A 24,053-nucleotide genomic window follows, 5' to 3' on the forward strand; every position below is an offset into this window, starting at 1 on the left:
GGAGCACAACATGTATGAGTGGATCATGGTGGGCGTAGGACTCCTACTCACCGTCGGAACGGGAATTTTCGTAGCCTCCGAGTTCGCCTTGGTTACGCTCGACCGCAATGAGCTCGAAGCTCGCCGCGATCGCGGCGAAAAGCGACTCGGTCCGACTATTAAGGCGCTCAAGATCACCTCGACGCACCTGTCGAGCGCCCAACTGGGCATCACCCTCACCACGCTGCTGACCGGATTCACCTTCGAACCGGCCATTCGATCCCTGCTCAGCGGGCCGCTGACAAGTGCGGGCGTACCGGCCGGCATCGTGCCGCTGCTGGGAACGATAATCGCGATCTCGCTCGCGACGCTGTTCTCCATGGTGGTCGGCGAGCTCGTTCCAAAGAACTTCGCCCTGGCCGTGCCGTTGGCAACCGCGAAAATCGTCGTGCCGGCCCAAACCGTGTTCACGGCCGTGTTCAAACCCGTCATTCTGCTGTTCAACAACACGGCCAACGCGATCATTCGCCGGTTCGGCATCGAGCCGAAAGAAGAGCTCTCCGGCGCCCGTAGCGCCGAAGAGCTGAGCTTTCTGGTGCGCCGCTCAGCCCTCGAGGGGGTGCTGGACGACGACCACGCCGCCATGCTGCACCGCACCCTGCGGTTCTCCGACCATTCTGCTGCCGATGTCATGACGCCGAGGGTGCGCATGGCCTCTGTTCATGTCACCGACACGGCCGAGGCCGTTGTGCGTCTTGCGACCAGCACCGGCTACTCACGGTTCCCCGTGATCGACAGGAACGCCGATGACATCGTCGGCGTATTGCACGTGAAACAGGCCTTCGCCGTTGCACTGGATGAGCGGGCCACGGTGACGGCAGCTGACCTGAAAGTGGAGGCCCTGCGCGTTCCCGAGACCATGGGCGTAGATTCCCTGCTCGCCGCTCTGCGCCAGCAGGGGTTCCAGATTGCCGTGGTCGCCGATGAATACGGCGGAACCGCCGGCATCGTCACCCTCGAAGAACTCGTCGGCGAGTTGGAAGACGAGCATGACCGGGCCAGGGCCGGCGTCATCCGCTCCGGCCGGTCGGTCGTGTTCGACGCGGCCTGGCGCCCCGACGAGCTGTTCGACCGGGCCGGCGTCACCGTCCCGACCGACGGCGACTACGACACGGTCGGCGGATTCCTCGCCGATCAGCTCGATCGCATTCCCGAACTCGGTGACGAGGTCGCCATCGAGGGCGGCGTGCTGCGCATCGACCGCGTTGACGGCGTACGCGTTCACCGCGTCCGCTACACGCCCGTCGACCCCGAGACCGATCCGAGCCTCGCCACCCCGCACGACCGCATCGTCAATAAAATTCAGAAAGATCTGATCCATGAGTAGCGCCGATTTAACCGCGTACTTGCCCGGACTGATCTGGCTCGTCGTCCTGTTGGTGGTGAACGCGTTCTTCGTCGGCGCCGAATTCGCCGTCATCTCCGCCCGGCGCTCCCAGATTGAACCGCTCGCCGCCCAGGGCAGCAAGGCCGCCAAGACCACCCTGTGGGCCATGGAACACGCCACACTCATGCTCGCCACCAGCCAGCTGGGTATCACGGTGTGCTCCCTGCTCATTCTGAACGTCTCCGAGCCGGCCATTCACGGTCTGCTCGAATACCCGCTCGCGGGCACCGGCCTCTCCGAGGGCATGATCAGCACGATCGCCTTCAGCTTTGCGCTGATTCTGGTGACCTTTCTGCACGTTGTCTTCGGCGAAATGATTCCGAAGAACATCTCGTTCTCCGTTCCCGAAAAGGCCGCCCTCATTCTGGCGCCGCCACTCGTGTTCGTGGCTCGGGTGTTCAACCCGATCATCTTCAGCCTGAACTGGCTAGCCAACGGTGTGCTGCGCCTGTGCAAGGTCGAGCCCAAAAACGAGGCGACGAGCGCGTTCACCCTCGACGAGGTCGCCAGCATCGTGGAGCAGTCCACCCGCGAGGGCATGCTGCAGGATGCCTCCGGCACGCTCACAGCCGCGTTCGAGTTCACGGCGAAAAAGGTGTCCGACGTGCAGGTGCCGATCGAATCGATGGTCTGCCTGCCCTCCACGGCCTCACCGGCCGACATTCAGCGGGCCGTCAGCCAGCACGGATTCTCGCGGTACATCCTCACCGACGACGACGATCAGCCGACCGGCTACCTGCACCTCAAGGACGTCATGGATCTCACCAGCGGCGACACCTTCACCCAGCCGGTACCGAGCAAACGGCTGCGTCGTCTCGCATCCGTGTCGTGTGACAGCGAGCTGGAAGACGCGCTCGCGTCGATGCGACGCCTCGGAGCGCACGTAGCGACGTCCTTCGACGCAAACGGCACCGTGACCGGTGTGCTCTTTCTGGAGGACATCATCGAAGAGCTCGTCGGTCAGGTCGAGGACGCCACCTCGATCTGACCAGCGCGGTTCCCAATCGAGCGAACTACACTTGCTCGGATGCTTAGTGAAAATCAATCCGAGGGTTTCGTGCGGGTGCGCGGTGCCCGCGAGAACAACCTGCGCAATGTGAACGTCGATGTGCCCCGGGACGCCATCGTGGCCTTCACCGGCGTTTCGGGCTCCGGCAAATCCTCGCTCGCCTTCGGCACCATCTTTGCCGAGGCTCAGCGCCGTTTCTTTGAGTCGGTAGCGCCCTACGCCCGTCGGCTCATTCAACAAGGGCATACCCCGCACGTCGATGAGATCACCGGCCTGCCCCCGGCGGTCGCCCTGCAGCAACGACGCGGTACACCGAGTTCCCGTTCGAGCGTCGGCACGGTCACCACGCTGTCTAACTCGCTCCGCATGATGTATTCCCGTGCCGGCATATATCCAGCGGATGCTGCCGGTCGCCTCGAATCCGACTCCTTTTCACCGAACACCGCGATGGGTGCCTGCCCGCGCTGCCACGGTCTGGGTATGGCGCACACGGTCAGTGAAGCATCGATGGTGCTCGATCCCACCCTCAGCATTCGCGACGGCGCCATCGCGGCCTGGCCCGGTGCCTGGCAGGGCAAGAACCTGCGGGACATCGTCGCGGTGCTCGGCTACGACATCGACCTGCCCTGGCAGGACCTGTCCAGAGCCGACCGGGACTGGATTCTGTTTACCGAGGAACAGCCGGTGGTCGAGGTCGTGCCGCAGCGCGACCGCATCGCCAAGCCCTACCAGGGCCGGTTCTGGAGCGCCAAGAGTTTCGTACTGCACACCCTCGCCGACAGCAAGAGCCCGAACGTGCGGCAGCGGGTGTTGCGCTACGTCGATACCGGCCCGTGCCCCGACTGCGGTGGCAGTGGCCTGAAGCCGGAAGCCCTCGCCGTCACCGTGGCCGGTCACTCGATCGCCGAGCTCAACGCCCTGCCGATGAAGGCTCTGGCCGATGTTCTGCGGCCGATTGTGTCGGGCGACTCTGTGTCAGAGGTGGCCGTCACCCTGGCCGGGGATCTGCTGCGCCGCATCGATGTACTGCTCGAACTGGGCCTCGGCTATCTGGCCCTCGGCCGCTCGACCCCCACGCTCTCGCCGGGCGAGATGCAGCGGCTGCGCATCGCCACCCAACTGCGCTCTGGCCTGTTCGGGGTGATCTACGTGCTCGACGAGCCCTCGGCCGGTCTGCACCCGGCCGACGCCGAGCCGCTGCTGCTCGTGCTCGAGCAGCTCAAGCTTTCGGGCAACTCCGTCTTCGTGGTCGAACACAATATGGACGTCGTCGGACGCGCCGACTGGGTCGTCGACGTCGGTCCTCGGGCCGGCGAGGGTGGCGGCGAGGTGCTCTATAGCGGGCCGACCGCGGGGCTGGCCGAGGTCGACGCCTCGGTCACGCGGCGGTACCTGTTTGCTGCGGACCGGGAGCCGGTGGCGCGGGCCGAGCTGCGGCATCCGCTTGGCTGGTTGGGCCTGCACGACGTGACCCGGCACAACCTGCAGGGTCTCAATGCGCAGATTCCGCTCGGGGTTTTGACGGCCGTCACCGGCGTCAGCGGCTCGGGCAAATCCACCCTGGTCAGCCAGGTGCTCGCCGAGGCCGTCGGTCGACACCTGCACCCCGACCCCGACGACGTTCCGGTGCTCGATCTGGGCGACCCCGATACCGAAGTCGAGTTCGACTCGAGCCCGGTCGCCGCGGTCACCGGCCTCGAAGCCGTGGATCGCCTGGTGCAGGTTGACCAGAAGCCGATCGGCCGCACCCCGCGCTCCAACCTCGCCACCTATACCGGCCTGTTCGATGCCGTTCGAGCCACCTTTGCCGCCACCGACGACGCCAGGGCGCGCGGCTTCACCGCGTCACGGTTCTCGTTCAACGTGGCCGGCGGCCGCTGCGAGACCTGCCTCGGTGAGGGTTTCGTGGCGGTCGGACTGCTCTTTCTGCCGGGCAGCTACGCGCCCTGCCCGGACTGCGGGGGTTCGCGCTACAACCCCGAGACCCTCGCGGTGACCTACCGCGGCAAGAACATCGCCCAGGTACTCGGCCTGACAGTGGATGCCGCACTCGACTTTCTCGAAGACGTCCCCGTCGCCGCGCGCAGCCTCGAAACCCTGCGCGAGGTGGGCCTGGGCTATCTGCGACTCGGGCAGCCAGCCACCGAGCTTTCCGGCGGCGAGGCCCAGCGCATCAAGCTCGCGACCGAGCTGCAGCGCGCCCGCCGCGGCCACACCCTCTATCTGCTCGACGAGCCGACGACCGGGCTGCATCCGGCCGACGTCGAGCTGCTCCTGCAGCAGCTCGGACGCCTGGTCGAAGCCGGCAACACCGTCGTCGTGGTTGAACACGAGATGGACGTGATCGCCGCCGCCGACTGGGTGATCGACCTCGGCCCGTCCGGTGGCGACCAGGGCGGCCAAATCATCGCGGCCGGCACCCCCGCGACCGTGGCGGCCCACCCGACCAGCCGCACCGCGCCCTATCTCAAGCTCCGCCTGGCCTAAATCGCGCGCCTCACCCGGTTCTCGGTGGCTAATTCGCGTGCCCAGGAATAATTCACACCCTGCAAAACGCTGCACCTAGAGGCGCACACAGCGAGCCGGCTCGGGGGCGGCGGCCGCTCATTTTCGCATGTCGTTTTATGCATATCCTTTTCGTACCACTGTCAGGACCAGTTATGACCACAACAGCCAGCGTGCCCACAACCACGGTGGACCGCCGCCCCGATGCCGATGCCAAGCGCAACCAGCTGGTGATTCGACTGCTGCTGGTCTCGGCGTTCGTGGTCATTCTGAACGAGACCATCATGGGTGTGGCCCTGCCGCACCTCATGGACGACCTCAGCATCACGGCGACCGCCGCGCAGTGGCTGACCACGGCGTTCATGCTCACGATGGCCGTGGTCATTCCGATCACCGGTTTTCTCATTCAGCGTTTCAACACCCGCCCGGTGTTCATCGCCGCGATGACCCTGTTCAGCACCGGCACCCTGATCGCCGCGCTCGCTCCCGGCTTTGAGTTGCTGCTGCTCGGCCGCATCGTGCAGGCCAGCGGAACGGCCATCATGATGCCCCTGCTCATGACGACCGTGATGACCCTCGTCGCACCCAGCTCCCGCGGCAAGACCATGGGAAACATTTCCATCGTCATCTCGGTCGCCCCGGCGATCGGCCCGACCATCTCGGGCATCATCCTCAGCGTGCTCGACTGGCGATGGATGTTCATCCTGGTCTTGCCGATCGCCATCGGCGCCCTCGTCCTGGGCGCCTCACGGATCCAGAACGTGACCACGCCGCGCCAGATTCCGATCGACGTGCTCTCGGTCATCCTCTCGGCCTTCGGCTTCGGCGGGTTCGTCTACGGTCTGAGCAACCTGGGCGGCGCAGCAATGGCCGGCTGGCTGCCGCTCGGCATCGGCCTGGTTGCCCTGGCCCTGTTCGTGCTGCGCCAACTGCAGTTGCAGCGCACCGATCGTGCCCTGCTCGACCTGCGCGTGTTCACCTCGCGCACGTTCACCCTGTCGATCTCCATGCTCAGCATCAGCATGCTGGCCCTGTTCGGCACCATTATTCTGCTGCCGCTGTACATGCAGAACGTGCTCGGCATGACCGCTCTCGCTACCGGGCTGCTGCTGCTGCCAGGAGGGCTGACCATGGGCCTGCTCGCGCCGTTCGTCGGCCGTATCTACGACCGTCGCGGCCCGACCATCCTGCTGGTTCCCGGGTCGATCCTCGTCAGCGCGGCGTTCTGGGCGATGACCAGGATGGGCGAGACCACCGAACCGTGGATGCTCATGGTCGCCCACATCGGCATGAGCGCCGGCCTGTCCCTGCTGTTCACACCGCTGTTCACCTCGGGTCTCGGCTCCCTCAAGCCCAGCCTGTACTCCCACGGCAGCGCGGTCGTCGGCACGGTCCAGCAGCTCGCCGGCGCCATCGGCACAGCCTTGTTCATCGCCGTCATGACCTCGCAGTCGGCCGCGCTGATCGCGCAGGGCGTCAACGAGGTGTCGGCGACGGCCGCCGGTATTCGCGGTGCGTTCCTGTGCGGCGCGATCATCTCGCTGTTCGCCATTCCGGCAGCATTCCTGGTACGGCGTCCGCCGCTCGACGCGCCGGTTCCGATCGGGCACTAGCCCGCGCACCTGCACAGCGCAGCACGCTGGTTCAGCGGATGCGCTGGTTCAGCGGATGCGCTGGTTCAGCGGATGCGCTGGTTCAGCACCGCAGGGTGGTCCGCCGGCAGTCCATGCCGGCGGCCACCCTGCAGCAGCAGCACGTTCTTCTTCTCCCAGTCGTCTAGCGCCTGCCTCAGCGCGTCGATTGCGCTGCTCTCCGCGCAGCTGCCGGCCGTGCGTCCGCAGGAGCACTTCGCCGGCTGAGCCGGGTCGTCGTGGTGCAGCCCAGCGATGCGCCAGAGGCCGCCCATCGCCCAGTCAATCTGGCGCCGGGCCAGCTCGGTATTGCGTTCGGCCCGCTTGACCAGATCATTCTGCAGCAGGGCACGCACCCCGTCGATCCCGTCCGCGAACTGACCTTCCACGACGGCACTGAGCTCGGTGACCTGGGCGCGCAGGGCGGTCAGATCAATGTCGCGGGCGACGAGGAGAGCCTCCGTTTCGGCGATATATTCTTCGTGCGCGGACTCGGAAACCGCCCAGCGAGCGGCCCACAGCTTGACGTGCTCAGCGTCGCGACGCTCACTCTTCTCGGCCCCAATGTGGTGCACGCACTGCGCGCAGACCACCTGGTCGCTCAGCGCGGTGAAGTGAAACGGCTGCGGCGCGAGGCAGCACAGGCACGGCACCTCCACGTCGACGTGCAACGGATGCGCGTGCGTCACGGTTGTTCCCACCTCACTGTTTGTTCCTTTGAGAATACCGTTGCCGAGTTCGTTCCCTCAGACCACGTGTGCATTTCTGCACGGCGCCCCTGTGCGAATCGCCTTTGACAGTCAGCAGTGCGAAGCGCAAGCTAAGACGAGCCAGACGACGTGCACGCACGTTGTGTCAATGACGACACGAGGGGGAATCCCATGAGCACGACCAGATCCAATTCCCGACAGGACGTACAGACGTCCGGACTGAAAAAGGTCGTGGCAGCCTCCATGGCCGGCACGGTCGTGGAATGGTACGAGTTCTTTCTCTACGCCTCCGCGGCAACCCTGGTTTTCGGCACCCTGTTCTTTCCCAACGCGGGCAGTGAGCTCGAGGGCATCATCGCCGCCTTCGCCACCTACGCGGTCGGATTCCTGGCCCGCCCCATCGGCGGCATCGTGTTCGGACACTTCGGCGACAAGTTCGGCCGCAAACGACTGCTGCAGTTCAGCCTCGTGCTCGTCGGCGTCGCCACCTTCCTGATGGGCTGTCTGCCGACCTTCCAGCAGATCGGCTACCTCGCGCCCGTTCTGCTCGTGCTCCTGCGCTTCATTCAGGGCTTCGCGGTCGGCGGCGAATGGGGCGGTGCCGTGCTGCTCGTCGCCGAGCACAGCCCGGAGAAGTCGCGCGGATTCTGGGCCAGCTGGCCCCAGGCCGCTGTGCCCGGTGGAAACCTACTGGCCACCGGCGTGCTGTTCGTACTCGCCTCGACCCTCTCCGATGAGGCCTTCCTGAGCTGGGGCTGGCGCGTCGCGTTCTGGCTCTCCGCCGTGATCGTGCTGGTCGGGTATTACATTCGCACCAAGGTCAGCGATGCGCCGATCTTTCTCAAGGCGCAGAAAGAGGTCATGGGGGGCGACAAGGGCTTCGGCATCGTCGAGGTCTTCCGTCGCTACCCGCGCGGCGTCTTCACCGCAATGGGCCTGCGTTTCGCCGAGAACATCCTCTATTACCTGGTGGTGGTGTTCTCGATCACCTACTTGAAGATCATCGTCGAGATGGACACCTCGCGGGTACTGCTGCTTCTACTCCTCGCCCACGCCCTGCACTTCAGTGTCATTCCGCTCGTCGGCCACCTGTCCGACCGAGTCGGCCGCCGCCCGGTGTACTTCCTCGGTGCCGTCCTCGCCGGCACCTGGGGCTTCTTCGCCTTCCCCATGATGGATACCGCGAACGACTTCATCATCATCGTCGCGATTATGTTGGGTCTGCTGTTCCACGCCCTCATGTATGCCGGCCAGCCCGCCATCATGGCGGAGATGTTCCCCACCCGCATGCGCTACTCCGGCGTCTCGCTCGGCTACCAGGTCACCTCGGTCATCGCGGGCTCGATCGCCCCGATCATCGCCGTGAGCCTGCTCTCCGCCTTCGATTCCTCGGTGCCGGTGGCCATCTACCTCGCGGCAGCCTGCCTCCTGACGGCCCTCGTTGTGCTGACCCTCAAGGAAACGCGCGGCCTCTCGCTGCACGACATTGATGCAGCGGATGCCGCCGAATCGGCCGATCGCGCCGCCGCCGCCGATTTGGCTGGGGCCGGTCGCCGCTAGCTCGGCGGAACGAAGCGATGGCCCGATCTCGTCGATCGGGCCATCTCGCTGCGCGAGTGACGCACATCCGCTCGCCCGGTCAATCGGTGAAGGCCGCCGGTCGATCCGCGATCTCGAGCGAGATGGCCTCGATCGCGGCGCGCACCACCGGGGAGCGTAGCGATTCGGCCCGCACCACGGCCCAAATCGGCAGCTGACGCTGAAAATCGTCGCGCAGGACGGGCACGAATTCGGGCCGGTCGTGTACGAGAAAATTGGGCAGCAGGCCGATTCCGGCGCCGGCCTGCACGGCTTCCAGCTGCGCGAACAGGCTGGTCGCCTGAAAGGTCGTGGCGGGTTCGGGCAGCTCAGAGGACCGGTAGCCGAGGTCGGTGACGAGCAGTGCGCTCTCGACGTAGGACACAAAACCGTGCGACGGAATATCGTCGAGCGACGCGGGAACACCGCGGGCGAGCAGGTAGCCGCGGCTCGCGTACAGCCGCAGAAAGTAGTTGGTGAGAAAAACAGCCTGTGCATTGTTGACGTCGTTGCGCCCCGCCACGATTTCCAGGTCGACCCCCGACCGGTTCTGGCTCACTTTGCGGGTGGCGCTGAACATCTCAATGTTGATGCGCGGGTGACTCTGTTGCAGCTTCACGAGCGCCGGCGTGACGACCTCAGCCCCGAATCCGTCGATCGTGCTGATGCGCAGCAGCCCGGAAAGCGGATCTGTCTGACTGATCGCCGTGCTGAGCGCGCCGAGCCGATCTTCGATCGCTTCGGCCGCGCTGACCGCGTGCCGCCCGAGCTCGGTGAGCTCCCAGCCGTGCGGGCTGCGTTCGAGCGTGCGACCGCCCAGTTCGCGATCGAGCGAGAGGATGCGCCGCGAAATCGTCGTGTGGGTGGTGCCGAGTGCCTCGGCGACCGCGTTGAACCGGCCCAGCCGGGCCACGGTGAGCAGTACGAGCAGGTCGTTCGGGCTCGGAAGCTGGTATGAACTCACGGAATGGTCCCTTCGAGGCTGTGCATCTGCGCACATACCCCCTGTGAAATTTTGCCTTGATTGCACTCTATCCGGCTGCGAGGGTGGAGGAACACAAGCAAAGGAGCTTCACATGTCAGTAGTCGCCTGGATCGGGCTGGGCAACATGGGTGGACCCATGTCAGCCAATATGGTGGCCGCCGGCCACGAGGTACGCGGGTTCGATTTGAATCCGGATGCCGTCGCCACCGCAGTGACGGGGGGCGTCACCGCCGTCGGCAGCATTGCCCAGGCCGTGGCCGGGGCTGATGTCGTCTTCACCATGCTGCCCAAGGGGGAGCATGCCCGCTCGGTCTATTTCGGTGCCGACGGCGTGCTGGCCAACACTGACACGAAAACTCTGCTGGTGGATTCCTCCACCATCGACATCGCGACCGCCCAGGCGCTGCACGATGCCGCAGCAGCGGCGGGCTCTCGGTTCGTCGATGCCCCGGTCTCCGGCGGCATTAGCGGTGCGAAGGCCGGAACACTGACCTTCATGATCGGCGGCGAGGCCGGCGCGGTGGCCGACGCGACCGCGTTTATCAAGCCGATGGCGGCTAACATCATCCCCACCGGGGCAGCAACGACCGGTCAGGCTGCGAAGATCTGCAACAACCTGATGCTCTTCATCAACCTGGCCGCGACCGCCGAGGGCGCCGTTTTGGCCGAGCGGCTGGGACTGGACAAGCAGGTGTTCTGGGATATCGCATCCGTTTCTTCTGGCGACAGCTGGGCGCTGCGCACCTGGTATCCGATCAAGGATGTCGTCGCGACGGCCGCGTCCAACCAGGATTTCGCCCCCACATTCACCACCGCGCTCGCGAGCAAGGACATCGGCCTCGCCATAGCGGCCGCCCGTGCGACCAACACCCCGCTCGAAATCGGCGAGCACGTTGCCGAGCTGTTTCAGCGGCTGATCGATGAGGGCGAGGGAGGCAAGGACTGCTCGATGATCGTCAAACTCGTCGACGGCACCCTGCAGCCGAGCGCCTGAACCACGTCACCCATCAGAAAGAGCACCCCCATGCAAACAATTCCCCACTACATCAACGGCCAGCGCGTCGAGTCGGCTGAACGGTTCGGCCCGGTGTTCAACCCGGCAACCGGCGTGCAGGAGAAGCAGGTGGTCCTGGCCTCCCGCGCTGTCGTCGTCGACGCGATCGAGGCGGCTAGGGCGGCACTGCCGGAGTGGCGGGCCAGCAGTCTAGCCAAGCGCACCGCCATCTTCTTCAAGGTGCGCGAGCTGCTCGCCGAGCGCACCAGTGAACTCGCGGCGATTCTCACGAGCGAGCACGGCAAAGTGCTCTCCGACGCGGCCGGCGAGATCACCCGCGGGCTCGAGAACATCGAGTTCGCGACCGGGCTCGCCCACATGCTCAAGGGCGACTTCTCCCAGCAGGTCTCGCACGGGATCGACGTGCACTCGGTGCGCCAGCCCGTCGGCGTCGTCGCCTGCGTCACCCCGTTCAACTTTCCAGCCATGGTGCCGCTTTGGATGATCGGCAGCGCCCTCGCCTGCGGCAACACCGTGCTGCTCAAGCCGAGCGAGAAAGACCCCTCATCGGCTATTTTCATCGCCGAGATCTTCACGGAAGCCGGACTGCCCGCCGGGGTGCTCAACGTCGTGCAGGGGGACAAGGAGGCCGTCGACGAGCTGCTCGACAACCCGGAAGTCCGGGCGATCAGCTTTGTCGGGTCCACTCCGATCGCGAAATCTATCTACAGCCGGGCAGCCGCGAACGGCAAGCGGGTGCAGGCACTCGGCGGGGCCAAGAACCACATGGTCGTGTTGCCCGATGCCGACCTCGACATGGCAGCGGATGCCGCCATCAACGCCGCGTACGGATCGGCCGGGGAGCGCTGTATGGCCGTGAGCGTGCTTGTGGCCGTCGGCGGCATCGCCGACGACCTCGTCGCCGCGATCGAAAAGCGCATGAAGACCCTCACCGTCGGTCCCGGAACCGACCCGGTCTCGCAAATGGGACCGCTCATCACCGGAGAACACCGCGACCGGGTCGCGTCCTACCTGGCCGGCGCTGAGGCAGCCGGCGCCACGATGGTCGTCGACGGCCGCGCCCAGAACTTCGACAGCGACGGCTTCTTTCTCGGCGTCAGCCTGATCGACCATGTCACCCCCGGAATGCAGGTCTATGACGATGAGATCTTCGGCCCGGTGCTTTCGGTCGTGCGCGTTGACACCTTCGACGAGGCCGTGACGCTCGTCAACGAGCACGAGTTCGGCAACGGCGTCGCCCTGTTCACCCGCGATGGCGGGGCTGCCCGGCAGTTCGAGTTCGAGATCGAAGCGGGAATGGTCGGCATCAACGTGCCCATTCCGGTGCCCGTTGGATCGTTCTCGTTCGGCGGGTGGAAGAACTCGCTGTTCGGTGACGCGCATATGTACGGGCCAGACAGCATCCGTTTTTATACCAGGGGCAAGGTCGTCACGACCCGCTGGCCTGACCCGGCCAGCTCCGAGATCGACCTCGGGTTTCCGCAGCTCGCCTAAGCCAGGCGGGTCCCCGCGGGGATCCGCCTGGCTTTCACGGCGGCGGGTTAGGGTGTGGGGGTGCCGCCTTCAACCACGCCCACACCTATGACCCGTCCACCCGCCAGGATCGAGTTCTTCGCCGGAGCCGCATTTCTCGGTCGCGGCCTCAGAATGTGGATTACCTCACCCCGCCTGATGCTGCTCGGCGCCCTGCCCGCCTTCATCGTCGGCCTCGTCTATCTGGCGGGGATCGTGGTGCTGCTGGTCAACCTCGAGACGATTGCCGTCGCTATCAGTCCATTCGCGAGCGGGTGGGATGAGCCGTGGCGCACGGGGATGCGGGTCGTGACCGGCGTTGCGGTCGCGGCGGCCGGCATCCTCTTGCTCGCGTACACCTTTGTGGCCGTGACGCTGCTGGTCGGCGACCCCTTCTACGAGCGCATCTGGCGCGCGGTCGAGACCAGCCTCGGCGACGCGCCGGTCGAAGCGAAGCGCGGCCTGCTATGGTCGATCGGTGACGCAGTGCGACTCATCGCCCTCGCGGCATTGGTCGCTCTGCTGCTGCTTATCTGCGGCCTGATTCCCGGTCTCGGTCAGCTGCTCGCGCTCGTTCTCGGGGCCGTTTTGGGCGGCTGGATCCTCGCGCTTGAACTCACCGGATTCGCCTTCGACGCCCGTGGCTTCACCCTCAGCCAGCGACGACGGATGCTGCGCGCCCGCCGATCCCGCAGCCTCGGTTTCGGCGTACTCACCTACCTGCTGTTCCTGATTCCGGGCGCGGCGGTCATCGTGATGCCCGCCGCGGTCGCGGGCGCCGCACTGCTGAGCCGGGACGTTCTTGAGGCCGAGGCCCGGACCGCTTAGCGCTTGCGGTTTAGCGCTTGCGGTGAATGATGCGCCCGCTGCGCGCGGCGATGGCGCGCACCACGACCGGGCGCGCCCCTACCCAGACTGCAACCGTCAGCAGGATCGAGCCGACGAAGATCCAGACGCCGAGCCAGCCCGTGTCGCTGCGTGCCGCATACATGTGGTTGAGGTTGGCGCGGGCACCGGTCGTGAGCACGAGCAGAACGTGCACGACAATAAATGCCACGAAGAAGATAAGAGCCGCGAAGTGCAGCTTGCGTGCGACGGGCAGGGGAAAGACCCGGTCCAGGGGCCGAAACCGGGCGGAGAGTCCGGGAGAGATGCGCAGGCCGGTAACGAGCGCGATGGGTGCTGCCACGAACACGACCGTGAAGTAACTGAGCAGTTGCAGGGCGTTGTAGTACGCCCAGCCGTTGTCGGTCGGCCAGTTCAGCGAGGCGTATTGCAGGCCGGCAGACACGGCGTTGGGAAAGACGTCCCAGCTGGTGGGCACAATTTTGAGCCATTGCCCGGTCGCGAACAACAGAACATAGAAAAGGATGCCGTTGATCACCCACAGGGTGTCGAAGACCATGTGCTGCCAGAGGTCGAGGGTGATCCGAATCGGGGGATTCCTGGTGCGCACCAGACCGGTGTTCGTGCGCGTCCAGAAAATGGACGGGCGCTTGGTCGTGCGCACCTGCCAGCCGGTGCGAATGACGAACAGGATGAAGAAGGCGTTGAGCCCGTGCTGCCAGGCCAGCCAGGCCGGCACTCCGATCGGGGTGGCCGCCGGGTGGGTGGAGACGCCGGGATAGCTGCGCAGGAAGGATTCGATGGATGGAAGGGTACGCAGTCCGTGGGCTGCGAGCGCGACGAGGGCCAGTGCCACCAGAATCGCAGGCACGATCCAGACCAGCCGCAACCACCGACTCGCCTGAAATGCACTCGCCCGGGAGGCACCCGTCGTCATCCTGATCCGTTCCCGCGCGGGCGGTTTGCCGCGGCGTCCACGCAAGGCTACTTGTCCCTCGGGCCGGGGTGTAGATCACTGACGCGGTAGGTCACAAATCCTGCCCGGTCGCGCAGTGCCGCACTCGGCATAAGCGGATGTGACACCTTTAGACTCAGAGAATGACTGACACAGCCGCACCCACAGTCCAGAGCCAGCGCCAGCGCCAGCGCCAGCGCCAGCGCCAGCGCATCACTATGTTCGGTGCCGAGTGGTGCGGCGACTGCCGTCGCTCCAAGAAGCTGCTCGACACCCTGGGCGTGGACTACGACTATGTCGACCTTGAGGCCGTCGAAGGTGGTGCCGACCGGGCCAAGGCCATTAGCGGCCTCACCAAGATTCCGGTCATCGCCTTCCCCGACAACACCCACGTCGTCGAGCCCACCGACGCCGCCTTGCACGCAAAGCTCACCGCGCTCGGCGTCATCTCATAGCCTGAAGCCACCACGTGGCGCGGCGTGACCGCGGGAGCGGCGGCCGCCGCTGCCGACCGTGACGGGCGCGTCGGCGCGGGTTCGACCGTCTCGGCTTATTTCTGGCCGGTCGCGAGCCCCTTGAGGTAGCCGGCCAGGGCCAGTGGAGCCGAGCGAGGCGCCTCGGCCTCGACGAGCGCGTTGTAGTTCGTGTTGGTGTTCACGTCGTAGGTGAGCACACGGCCGTCTTCAGCTTCAATGAACTCGATGCCGCAGACTTCCAAGCCGTTGCGGCGTGCGAACTCAAGGTATTTCTCGATGATTGAGTGGTCGAAGTCTTCGCGCAGGCTGAACAGCTGCTGACCGGCTACGGGTGCGATGGTGGCGCCGGGAGGCATGATCAGCTCGCGCGTGATGGGGTCGATGGCGCAGGCATCCGCGGGGCAGAGTTGGAAGCCGCCCCGCGCGGTATCGGCCTTGACCGCGTAGATGAACTCGCCCCCCACGATCTCGACCCGGGTGATGAAGGGCTCCTTGGCCTGGATGTATTCCTGAATGAGTGTGATGCCGTCCTGCGGCTCCTCGAACTCGTCGGAGGCCACATACTCGGCGAGCTCGTCTTGGCTGTCGAACTTGCGCACCCCCAGGCCCTTGCCGCCTTGATTGTGCTTGGTCATGAACGGGGCGGCAAAGTCCTGCGCCGCGGCGAGAATTTGCTCGCGGCCCACCGCTGCCACGGTGCGCGGGGTGTCGATACCGGCGGCCTTGAGCGCGACCAGCTGCTCGACCTTGCTCATCTCCAGTTCGAGTACGCGCCGGCCATTCACCGTGCGGCGGCCGTGGGCCTCGAGCCAGGCCAGTACGGCGCGCGCGTAGTCTTTCGACATTCCGTGGTCGCGGGTGTGAGCGGATGCGCTGATGCGCGACCAGAAGATTCCCTCCGGCGGCACCGAATCCAGGTCGAGAACCCCGTCGGTGAGCAGCCATTCCTTCACCTCCATACCCTCTGCTTTAAACGCCCGGGTGAACGGTGGAAACCACTCGGGGTTCTCGTGCAGGGCATAGACCGTGGGCAGGCTGGAAGTCATGTAAATCCTTTCGGTTGCAATGAACTTAAGGAGGCTCCGGCGCGGCGTATTCCTTGGGTCTTGCGTTGTCACTGCTGCGGAATCATGATGCCGTTGCCCGGGCCCATCGGCAGGTCGAAAAAGAAGAAGACACTCAGCACGGCTACCCAGGCGAGCCAGAACGTGACAGCGAAGGGCAGCATGCGGGCAATTATGGTACCGAGCCCCGCCTGTGGCTCGTATTTGCGCAGCATCGTGAGCAGCACGAGCATGTACGGGTTGAGGGGCGTCAGCACCTGGGTGGCTGAATCTCCCACTCGGAAGGCACCTTGGATAAACGCGGGTTCGTAGCCAAGGAGCACGAACAGCGGCACGAACACGGCGGCCATCAGCGTCCACATCGCCGAGCCTGAAATGATGAAAAGGTTCAGCAGCGAGGCGAGCAGTACGAAGGCAACGACGGCCGAAAATCCGGTGAGGCCGATGGACTCAAGGCCCCCGGCTCCTGCAACGGCGAGCCAACTCCCGATTCCGGAGAAATTGAACAGGGCAATGAACTGGCCGAGGATGAACGCGAGCACGAGGAATCCGCTCATGTCCTTGATGGCTTGCCCCATCACGCGGGGCACGTCACTGCCCCTGGCGATGGAACCGGTGATCTTGCCATATACCAGACCCGGAATCACGAACATGGCGAAGACGATGAACACGATCGAGCTCAACAAGGGCGAGCGCGGCAAGAACTCGCCGTCTTCGTTGCGCCACGGGGATTCGGGCAAGAGCACGCCGATGAGGATCACTCCGGCGACCACGACGCCGGCCACGAACGCCCAGAACAGGCCGCGATTCTCGGTGTCCGTGAGTCGCGTGTTCATCACGGTGGGAACCAACACGGCGTCATCGTCGAGGATCTCTTCGCGAGCAATCCCTTGGCGGCCCAGACGCGGTTCGAGGATTCTGTCGATGATGAAGCCGGCCAGGGCGATGAGTACGAGCGCGGAGGCCACATTGAAGAAATAGTTCGACACCGGGGTAACGGCGGAACCGGCGTTGGGCAGGTTCTGCGTCACAGACGTTGTGATTCCGGCGAACAATGCGTCGAGGCTCGTCACGAACAGCGAGGTCGAGTAGCCGGCACCCACGGCCGCGAACCCGCCGAGCAGCCCAGCCACCGGGTGCCGGCCGGCTGCCTTGAATACCATTGCGGCCAGCGGAGGGATGACTACGAAGGCCGCATCAGACATGATCGATCCAACGACCCCCACGAACGCCACGGCATAGGGCAGTGACCAGCGCGGCGCCGATCCGAAGGCCTTGCGGATCAGCGCCGCGAGCAGACCGGACTTCTCGGCTACACCTACCGCGAGCAGGATGGGCAGCACCGTCGCGAGCGGCGGGAAGCCCAGGTAGTTGACCCCGATATTCTGGGTGAACCAGGTGAGCCCCTCCGCAGTGAAGAAGCCCTTGACCATCGTGATCTCGTCGGTTCCGGGCAATTGCACCGTGACATTTGCCCACGCCATCGCGGTCGACGCCACCGCCGTGATGCCAAAGAGCAGGAGGAAGAGAATGAACGGGTCTGGCAGTTTGTTACCGACGCGTTCGATTCCGCCGAGAACACGATCGATCAGGGCGCTGCGCCGGGTTAGGGACGGTTGTGAAGACATGGGGCCCACCTTGCTTCGCGTTGATCGGTGAATGAGGAGTCAGTCGAAGAAGTGCGGCACATCGATCGCGCCGCCCTGCTCCGCGAACTCCTCGGCCACGCTCCGGCGCAGCTCGGCGTCGCAGAGAAAGTCGAGGGCGGTGAGCGCGAGGCCGCAGGCTCCGTCGAGGGCGCCGAGCTCGGCGGCATCCGTTGCTGAAGCCGCCGCGAATTCTCGGGTGTGCAGGGCAACGTCTGGTGCCGCGATCTTGATCAGTGGGTGGATACCGGGGATGCGATGGCTGACATTGCCGAAGTCGGTCGACGCTGCGATGGTTTCCGACACCACACCGAGCGGCAGCGGCTGGCGGCCGCGGCGCTGCTGGGCAGCGACCCACCGTTCGGTGAGCGCGTCGTTCGTTCGCACCGGCAGGGTGGGGGCGTGTTCATCCCAGTCGACCTCGACGCTGGTTCCGGTCATCAAGGCCGCGCCTCGGGCGATGCCGTTCAGCCGTTCGCTGAGGTCCTTGAGGGTCTCGGCGAATTTGGAGCGGGCGTAGAACTCGAGCACCGCCCGCTCAGGAATTATGCTCGGCCGAGTTCCCCCCTCGCTGATCACGGCGTGCACGCGGTCCACCGGCGGCAGCTGCTGACGCAGCAGGCCAACGGCCTGATACGCCAAGGTTGCCGCATCGAGGGCATTGCGTCCCATAAAAGGTTGAGCGGATGCGTGCGCCGCGACGCCCGTAAACGTCACGGTGAGCACCCGGCGGCCGAGCCACACCTGGTCGGCGAGGTCGTAACCGTAGGGGTGCACCATGATCGCGGCGTCGAGACCATCGAAGGCACCGTGCCTGGCCATCACCTCCTTGCCCGAGAAGCCTTCCTCAGCGGGGGTGCCGAGCAATACCACCCGGCCCGTGAATGCGTTGGGATTCTCAATGAGTGTGTTCGCCAGCGCGAGGAAGGCACCGACTCCGGCCGCTGCGATCACATTGTGGCCGCAGCCATGCCCCACGTCAGGCAAAGCATCGTACTCGCTGAGAATCGCGATGGCCGGGCCGTCGCCCGACCCGATCTCGGCGCGAATTGCGGTATCAACCCCGTGCACGCCGAGCTGTGCGGCTATCCCGTGGCGACCGAGCAGCTCCACCAAATAGGCGGCGCTGCGGTGCTCAAGAAACGCGGTCTCCGGGTCGGCGTGCAGGCTGTGAACGACGTCCCGCAGATCCTTAGCAAGCGCCTCGACGTGGGCTTCGACAACGCTTACCAGTTCCTCCGGGGCCCCGGCGAACCGCGATGGCACCGGCACCGAGGTCTGCATCCTCCGCGCAGTGTCGGCCTGAAGCTTCTGAAGATAAGTGGTGGTCGGCACTATCGAATGACTCATATATCCACACTAGACAAGGTGATTATCTCGTGGCACCATCCTGACCTACGCCGCAATCTCCGGCCGTTGCGCCGGTTTGCCGCCGGTGGACTTGGACTGAGGTCGCCAATCGGTGGAGATCCTCGCAGCGACGTTGATGAGTTTGGGGCGGACGGTCGCGGTGACAGCTTTTCCGAGGGCGGGACTGGCGAGAGTACCGGCGGCGCGGGTGAGGTTGAACGCGATGCAGGCCAGCACGAGTCAGGCGGCGTTGGCGGTGAATACGCTGGACGGGAAGTGCGCCATCGCCGACGCTTTCATATCGGCGTCCAAATTTTCGATGATTGCATGGTCGCGGTGGGTTTTGTCGGCGTCGACGGTTGTTGAGGCCGCGAACACCGGAGTAGCCGAAGGTGAACGCCCGCAGAAACGATCCCAACGTCGACGGTGCGTAAGTTCCCTTGACCAGTTTCCGGAGAGCACCGTGTCGGAGCATGGCCATATCGTCCATGGAATCCGCCCCGGTGAGTGTGAGAAAGTTGCATCTACGAGATGTCTCCCTGAGCGTAAAATAATTTGTCTTACTAACAACTATTTTCGCTGGTCAGAGTGGCATTCTCGGTTTAACGCGCCGTGAAAAATCTCAGGTCGACCAGTGGATTCAGGCTAAGCCGTTCGCTCTGGAGGCGGATGGCCGAAGAGAGGCAGGGTTCCCCAGGCCTCTCCCTCAAGTGAGGGATGCTTTCGCGCTCAATAGCCTTGTCGGTACGGTCGGAACCGACGGTGAGGAGCCACTCCGCACTGGCCCGGGGGAGAACGGACTCAACTCCACCAGAGCCTGCTCGGCCGAGGCAGACACGATTTCCCAAATTGGAACGGATTAGTCGCCATCGCGTAGAGCATAGGGACTCGGGGTGGCGCGGCTACGCCCATGGCGGCAAGCTCATCGATGTGGCGTTGAACGGCAGCCTGATCGCGTTCGGCAGAGCCTACGACGGTGCCCGTGGAATTGTGTAATTGGGCAGAGCTACGCTCAGCAGAGTTGGCGAGGTCGGAATTTCATAGATTACTTTCTTTGCTCTTCAGGGGAGTACCGGGCGACGGTCGCCGAGCACCGGGAATTCACTACGGACGGACTTCACGATGTCGTCGGATACGTCTACGCTGAAGACCCCCTCACGGTCTCGTGCTTCCAGGAGGATGTTTCCCCAGGGATCGATGACCGAGGAATGGCCGCCGAGGACCACCCCCTGCTGCTCGCCGACTGCGTTGCAGGCGATCATCAGTATTTGGCTTTCGACGGCGCGTGTCGCTGTGAAGAGGCGCCAGTGCGAGAGTCTGGTCAGAGGCCAAGCGGCGGGGGTCACCACAATTTCTGCTCCCGAGTCTACGAGCGATCGCCACAGATCCGGGAATCGGAGATCGTAGCAAGTAGTAGCCGCGATCCGACCCAACCTTGATGGGCTCGTTGTGACTGTGGTTCCGGGCGACAATAGTTCAGCTTCACGGGATTCGTAGCCGAAGACGTGGATTTTCCGGTACGAGTGAATTACGCGGCCTTCAGGGCTGAGCAGGACTGCAGTGTTGTGGTAGCCGCCGTTGGAGCCCCGTTCAATGAAGCTTCCCGCATGGACGTAGCATTCGAGTTGGAGAGCCCACGCGGCGGCGTCAGTGACTGTGCGGCCCTCGAACGGCTCGGACTCTTCAGAGTATCGATCGAAGTTGAAGTACCCCGCAGCCCATAGTTCAGGCAGAACCACCAAATCTGCGTCGGTTCCGAGCACCATTTTTGATACTCTGTCACGGCGCTCGTTGCTTGTTTCGTTGTCGGGGCTGGCTACTTGGATGAGGCTAATACGCATTGTCAGTGCCCTTCTAGATTCTGCGAAGCAGGGTTCCTAAGCGGTCGATTTCGCCTTCCCCATCTTCCGATCTCGAGGCCTTGTACGAAATTGCGCGGGAATCCACCGTCTCACGGGCTCAAGTTCCGGCGCCACAAACGAGGACGTCACTTTGGGATCCGTGGACTTCGTGGGATGGGTCCTAGGCCTGTCCGGCGCACGAGTATCCCTTCCTCGGTGTCGCCGAACGCAGCACCTCGCTGCGTGACCATCACGTCGACCGAGCCGAGGACGTACTCCAGAACGCTGGAACACTTCCCTCACTCAGCCTGTGGAAAATGGCGCAGAGAATCACCCGTTCACGCTGCCCGGAGAGCCTGGATCCACTCGGCTAACGAGCCACTCTGGCCGCGACTGCTGCCCATCTGGAACATCTCGTCTCTCTGCAGCGCGCAACCTGGCTTGCGACGGCCGACAGCGATGTGCTCGCGATCGCCCGACAATAGTGAAACCGCGCCCATTACATCCCACCCGGTGTCAGGGGATGAGTATGGCGCGCCCGCGCACGCGCCCGGCCCCGAGGTCGTCGACAGCTTGCTGAAAGTCGTCGAGAGCGTAGGACGTCGTGTGCAGTGTGACTTGGCCTCGTGCAGCAAGCACCATTAGCTCGGTGAGGTCAGTGTAGCTACCCACGAGGTTGCCGATGAAGTTGATCTCGCTCGAAATGATGTCGATCGTGGGCACGTCGATGTTCTCGCCGTAGCCCACGACGTAGTAGTCGCCGGCTTGGCGCAGCATGCGAATGCCCTCCGCTGTCGATCCGCCCTCGCCGACGAAGTCCATCACGGCCTCAGCCCCGGCGCCACCGGTCAGTTCAAGAACGCGATCGACGTGTGATCCGTCGGCAATCACCCCGTGGTCGGCACCAAGCGACATCGCGAGTTCGAGCGCGGCCGGGTTACGGTCGACGACGATCAGCTCCGACGCCGTGAGCGCCTTCAGCACCTGGATGCCGATGTGCCCGAGCCCGCCCGCCCCAATGATGACGCACCGATCGGCGGGGCGCAGGTGCCGGGCGGCCTTGGCCGCTGCGTGATAGGCGGTGAGGCCCGCGTCGGCGAGCGCTGCAACATCCGCCGGTTCGAGTGAATCAGCGATAGGCACGAGGCTACGAGCCGAGGTCTTCAGGTACTCGGCGTAGCCGCCGTGGGTGTCGATCCCTGGAAAAGCGCTCGCGGTGCAATGTACGTCGTCACCGGATCGGCACGCACGACAAAACCCGCAGGTGATGAGCGGATGCACGATCACTTTGTCGCCGACAGCCACATTCGTCACCGCACTGCCGATCTCGTCGACCCATCCCGCGTTCTCGTGGCCGATCGTGTACGGGAGGGTGATTCCTGACTTCTGCTCCCATTGTCCCTCGAGGATGTGCAAGTCCGTGCGGCACACCCCTGCGCCTCCGATCCTCACGATCACGTCGAACGGACCGGTGATCTGAGGTTTTGGAACCTCGGTCATTACAAGGTTTTGGTGGTAGTCGACGACCTGAACGGCTCTCATGGTGCTCATGCAATTTTCCTTTTGTGCGTGCGGATGACTGAAGACAAGGGAAAGAAATTCTCTTCTGCCCTGGGTAGTTGATCGACCTCGGAGCCCGGATACCGCGTTGTGAGCAAACCCCGGCAGAAATGAGCGTTGCCGTCGATCGAGATACGAGTCGAGCGAGCCCGGCGAAGGGCGAGAGCAACGGATACTGCAGGGTAAGGTGATCCGCTGTCGTCAACCAGCACCGATGCGGAATCGACGGTGCTCAGGCCGATCGTCGCCCGCCGCCTCAGCAAGGCAGCCTTCGCCGAGTCGTCGGGCAAATCGCCCAACACCACGTTTGCGACCGCCGTCTCTGCGAGTTCAGGCCGAGCGCGCAGGAACGCGGTGAGCGAGCGTTCCATCGCCGCGGTGTGGGCCTTGCGCTGAAACGTGGCCCGCAATTCATCGAGATCACTCTCTGCCTCGTGCAGGAACGTTCCCTTGTAGCCGGCGTTCGCTGCCAGTCCACTGTTGATGATGTCGGAGTCATGGTGGTCGTCGAGCTCGACTGTCACCACCCCGACATTGCGGAGTGCTGTGAGCACGTCCTTGGCGTCCGACGCCATCAAATACGCGAAGTTCGGTGCGCAGAATGACGTGGGCAGACGCAGGTGAACCTCAACGCTCGCACCCGTCAGCGTCACCGAGCGCACGAATCCGAGGTCGGTGATGGGCTCGTCGAGCTCAGGGTCGATGACCGAATCCAAAGCCCGCAGCACGTCGCCCTCCGTGAGCGGCTCTGGTGCCCCTGCCTCCCAGTGCAGAGTGGCCGCCACTGCGGCTGGCATCGTCGTGGTACCCATCACACTGCAGCCAGATCGGCCCGTTCGGGCTGACGCGGCCCCGTCGCCGTCTCATCTGCACTCGGCAACTGCAGTTCGACCGGCACCGGAATGTCGTACATCTTCGCCGCGTTAAGCCCGAGGATTTTTCGCTTCTGCTCGATCGTGATGGGAGCGTACTCCGTCATGTCCTCCGGGATCTGAAAGTCCACGAAGGCTTCGATAAGCCAGCGCGGGGTCCACAGCGCGTAGTCGGAGGAGAACTGGATGCGGTCTTCGCCAATCCAATAGATCAACTCCCCCATGATCTGGGCGAAGTAGCGCGGGCGCGTGTGGATGAAGGGCATCGCTACTGCAAGCCCCCCGTGCACATTAGGCTCCTGCGTGGCTATCCAGCAGAAATCTTCGAGGCGGGGCAGGCCCACGTGCTCGACGATGAAATTGAGGTCGGTGAAGTCGGTCGCTGCGTGGTCGACATCGGCCACGTCGAAGGCATCTCGATCGAGTGGGCGGATTGTCGGCCCCTTGTGCACATGGATGTTGCGGATGCCGAGCTCGCGGCACAACTCGAAGTAACGGTAGGTCCAGGGGTCGTTGAGCTTGTAGCCCCGGGAGTCACCGTGCCACTCGGCGGTATAAAGTTTCACACCCTTCAAGTTGAAACGCTCGGCGTCGGCGCGCAGCTGGTCCAGGCCGGCCTCGCCGTTGCGTGGGTCGAAATTGTGATTGTAGGTGAGCCGCCCAGGGTTCGCCTGGGTGAGCGCGAACGCTTCTTCGGTCTGCCCGAAGCCGGTCTTGTAGAACTCGCCGAGGTGGGCAGGCTGGAAAATGGCGTGGTCGACGTAGCCGTCGGTGAAAATGTCCTTGATGAAACGCTCGCCGCCCTGATAGAGGTACTCCTCATATGGCCACTTCTCCGAAGCTGGGGACAGGTTGGCGTGGTAATCGTAGAAGCAGTCGATGAACTGCTTGCCGTGGATGTTGCGCTGATTCTCAGGGCGCGCGTCCCAGAGCGCCACATGGGCGTCGACAATAAAGTAGCTCTCGCCATCCTTCTGATACATACCTGCTCCTTTGCTGCATGCGGGAATCGTGATTACCTACGTCACGCTAACGGACGCCTACCGGAGCGGAGCGATGGCGCCGTCTCATT

At 64.3% G+C, this 24,053-nt stretch carries 20 protein-coding genes and 2 pseudogenes; 9 read left to right on the plus strand and 13 right to left on the minus strand.

Annotated features, from left to right (window positions below; translation table 11 throughout):
* The first annotated feature begins 10 nt into the window (after positions 1–10).
* The 4 genes from CXY80_RS14720 to CXY80_RS14735 all read left to right on the plus strand — a co-directional run bounded on the left by CXY80_RS14720 (position 11) and on the right by CXY80_RS14735 (position 6,553).
* The gene (locus tag CXY80_RS14720) at positions 11–1,366 is read left to right on the plus strand and encodes a hemolysin family protein (RefSeq protein ID WP_104132936.1); all 1,356 of its coding nucleotides are present in this window, start codon (positions 11–13) and stop codon (positions 1,364–1,366) included.
* Entirely contained in the window at positions 1,359–2,414 is a 1,056-nt protein-coding gene (locus CXY80_RS14725; RefSeq protein WP_092448079.1) for a hemolysin family protein, read from the plus strand. Before CXY80_RS14720 ends, CXY80_RS14725 begins: the two co-directional genes overlap by 8 nt.
* 39 nt (positions 2,415–2,453) lie before the next feature.
* The gene (locus CXY80_RS14730) at positions 2,454–4,922 is read left to right on the plus strand and encodes an excinuclease ABC subunit UvrA (RefSeq protein WP_104132937.1); all 2,469 of its coding nucleotides are present in this window, start codon (positions 2,454–2,456) and stop codon (positions 4,920–4,922) included.
* Between the two features lie 173 nt (positions 4,923–5,095).
* Complete coding sequence (locus CXY80_RS14735; RefSeq protein WP_104132938.1) at positions 5,096–6,553, plus strand: MDR family MFS transporter; 1,458 nt, start codon at positions 5,096–5,098, stop codon at positions 6,551–6,553.
* Between the two features lie 65 nt (positions 6,554–6,618).
* Here the strand turns inward: CXY80_RS14735 and CXY80_RS14740 are convergent, their stop codons facing one another.
* Entirely contained in the window at positions 6,619–7,272 is a 654-nt protein-coding gene (locus CXY80_RS14740) for a hypothetical protein (RefSeq protein WP_104132939.1), read from the minus strand.
* A 180-nt stretch (positions 7,273–7,452) separates the two neighbouring features.
* On the opposite strand from CXY80_RS14740, the gene CXY80_RS14745 reads away from it, so the two are divergent.
* On the plus strand, positions 7,453–8,841 hold the full coding sequence (locus CXY80_RS14745; RefSeq protein ID WP_092448076.1) for an MFS transporter: 1,389 nt from the start codon (positions 7,453–7,455) through the stop codon (positions 8,839–8,841).
* 79 nt (positions 8,842–8,920) lie between these two features.
* On the opposite strand, the gene CXY80_RS14750 is transcribed toward CXY80_RS14745, so the two are convergent.
* A complete protein-coding gene (locus CXY80_RS14750) occupies positions 8,921–9,823 on the minus strand; it encodes a LysR family transcriptional regulator (RefSeq protein ID WP_233195403.1) in 903 nt (300 codons plus the stop codon).
* A gap of 112 nt (positions 9,824–9,935) precedes the next feature.
* Between CXY80_RS14750 and mmsB the strand changes: the two genes are divergently transcribed.
* The 3 genes from mmsB (at position 9,936) to CXY80_RS14765 (ending at position 13,199) form a co-directional block, all read left to right on the plus strand.
* Positions 9,936–10,838, plus strand: coding sequence for a 3-hydroxyisobutyrate dehydrogenase (mmsB, locus tag CXY80_RS14755; RefSeq protein ID WP_092448074.1), 903 nt, complete (start codon positions 9,936–9,938; stop codon positions 10,836–10,838).
* A gap of 30 nt (positions 10,839–10,868) precedes the next feature.
* On the plus strand, positions 10,869–12,353 hold the full coding sequence (locus CXY80_RS14760; RefSeq protein WP_092448073.1) for a CoA-acylating methylmalonate-semialdehyde dehydrogenase: 1,485 nt from the start codon (positions 10,869–10,871) through the stop codon (positions 12,351–12,353).
* Between the two features lie 87 nt (positions 12,354–12,440).
* Positions 12,441–13,199 carry an EI24 domain-containing protein gene (locus CXY80_RS14765; RefSeq protein ID WP_104132941.1) on the plus strand — a complete coding sequence of 253 codons (759 nt, stop codon included), beginning with the start codon at positions 12,441–12,443 and terminating at the stop codon, positions 13,197–13,199.
* Positions 13,200–13,209: 10 nt separating this feature from the next.
* On the opposite strand, the gene CXY80_RS14770 is transcribed toward CXY80_RS14765, so the two are convergent.
* On the minus strand, positions 13,210–14,154 hold the full coding sequence (locus CXY80_RS14770; protein WP_104132942.1) for a cytochrome b/b6 domain-containing protein: 945 nt from the start codon (positions 14,152–14,154) through the stop codon (positions 13,210–13,212).
* Positions 14,155–14,315: 161 nt separating this feature from the next.
* Between CXY80_RS14770 and CXY80_RS14775 the strand changes: the two genes are divergently transcribed.
* Entirely contained in the window at positions 14,316–14,627 is a 312-nt protein-coding gene (locus CXY80_RS14775; protein ID WP_104132943.1) for a glutaredoxin domain-containing protein, read from the plus strand.
* 95 nt (positions 14,628–14,722) lie between these two features.
* Here the strand turns inward: CXY80_RS14775 and CXY80_RS14780 are convergent, their stop codons facing one another.
* The 10 genes and pseudogenes from CXY80_RS14780 to CXY80_RS14820 all read right to left on the minus strand — a co-directional run bounded on the left by CXY80_RS14780 (position 14,723) and on the right by CXY80_RS14820 (position 23,964).
* Complete coding sequence (locus CXY80_RS14780) at positions 14,723–15,694, minus strand: RimK family alpha-L-glutamate ligase (protein WP_092448069.1); 972 nt, start codon at positions 15,692–15,694, stop codon at positions 14,723–14,725.
* Positions 15,695–15,762: 68 nt separating this feature from the next.
* Positions 15,763–17,340, minus strand: a complete 1,578-nt coding sequence (locus CXY80_RS14785) for an AbgT family transporter (RefSeq protein ID WP_092448068.1) — start codon at positions 17,338–17,340, stop codon at positions 15,763–15,765.
* Between the two features lie 39 nt (positions 17,341–17,379).
* On the minus strand, positions 17,380–18,708 hold the full coding sequence (locus tag CXY80_RS14790) for a M20 family metallopeptidase (RefSeq protein ID WP_092448067.1): 1,329 nt from the start codon (positions 18,706–18,708) through the stop codon (positions 17,380–17,382).
* A 45-nt stretch (positions 18,709–18,753) separates the two neighbouring features.
* Positions 18,754–19,068 (minus strand): annotated as a pseudogene (locus tag CXY80_RS20295) (hypothetical protein); the annotation flags it as partial.
* Between the two features lie 242 nt (positions 19,069–19,310).
* Positions 19,311–19,556, minus strand: a complete 246-nt coding sequence (locus tag CXY80_RS20825; RefSeq protein WP_158251669.1) for a DUF2848 family protein — start codon at positions 19,554–19,556, stop codon at positions 19,311–19,313.
* Positions 19,510–19,662, minus strand: a pseudogene (locus CXY80_RS20830) (DUF2848 family protein); the annotation flags it as partial. The gene CXY80_RS20825 and the pseudogene CXY80_RS20830, both read right to left, overlap by 47 nt.
* A 107-nt stretch (positions 19,663–19,769) precedes the next feature.
* Complete coding sequence (locus CXY80_RS14805) at positions 19,770–20,549, minus strand: carbon-nitrogen family hydrolase (protein ID WP_104132944.1); 780 nt, start codon at positions 20,547–20,549, stop codon at positions 19,770–19,772.
* 516 nt (positions 20,550–21,065) lie between these two features.
* Positions 21,066–22,100 carry an NAD(P)-dependent alcohol dehydrogenase gene (locus CXY80_RS14810; protein ID WP_198415576.1) on the minus strand — a complete coding sequence of 345 codons (1,035 nt, stop codon included), beginning with the start codon at positions 22,098–22,100 and terminating at the stop codon, positions 21,066–21,068.
* On the minus strand, positions 22,097–22,921 hold the full coding sequence (locus CXY80_RS14815; protein ID WP_233195404.1) for an iron-sulfur cluster assembly protein: 825 nt from the start codon (positions 22,919–22,921) through the stop codon (positions 22,097–22,099). The genes CXY80_RS14810 and CXY80_RS14815 overlap by 4 nt, the downstream gene beginning before the upstream one ends.
* Positions 22,921–23,964 carry an amidohydrolase family protein gene (locus tag CXY80_RS14820; protein ID WP_104132945.1) on the minus strand — a complete coding sequence of 348 codons (1,044 nt, stop codon included), beginning with the start codon at positions 23,962–23,964 and terminating at the stop codon, positions 22,921–22,923. Before CXY80_RS14820 ends, CXY80_RS14815 begins: the two co-directional genes overlap by 1 nt.
* Positions 23,965–24,053 lie beyond the last annotated feature (89 nt).

Origin of the sequence: Cryobacterium sp. M91, from assembly GCF_002929615.1 — a bacterium.
Classification (GTDB): Bacteria; Actinomycetota; Actinomycetes; order Actinomycetales; family Microbacteriaceae; genus Cryobacterium; species Cryobacterium levicorallinum.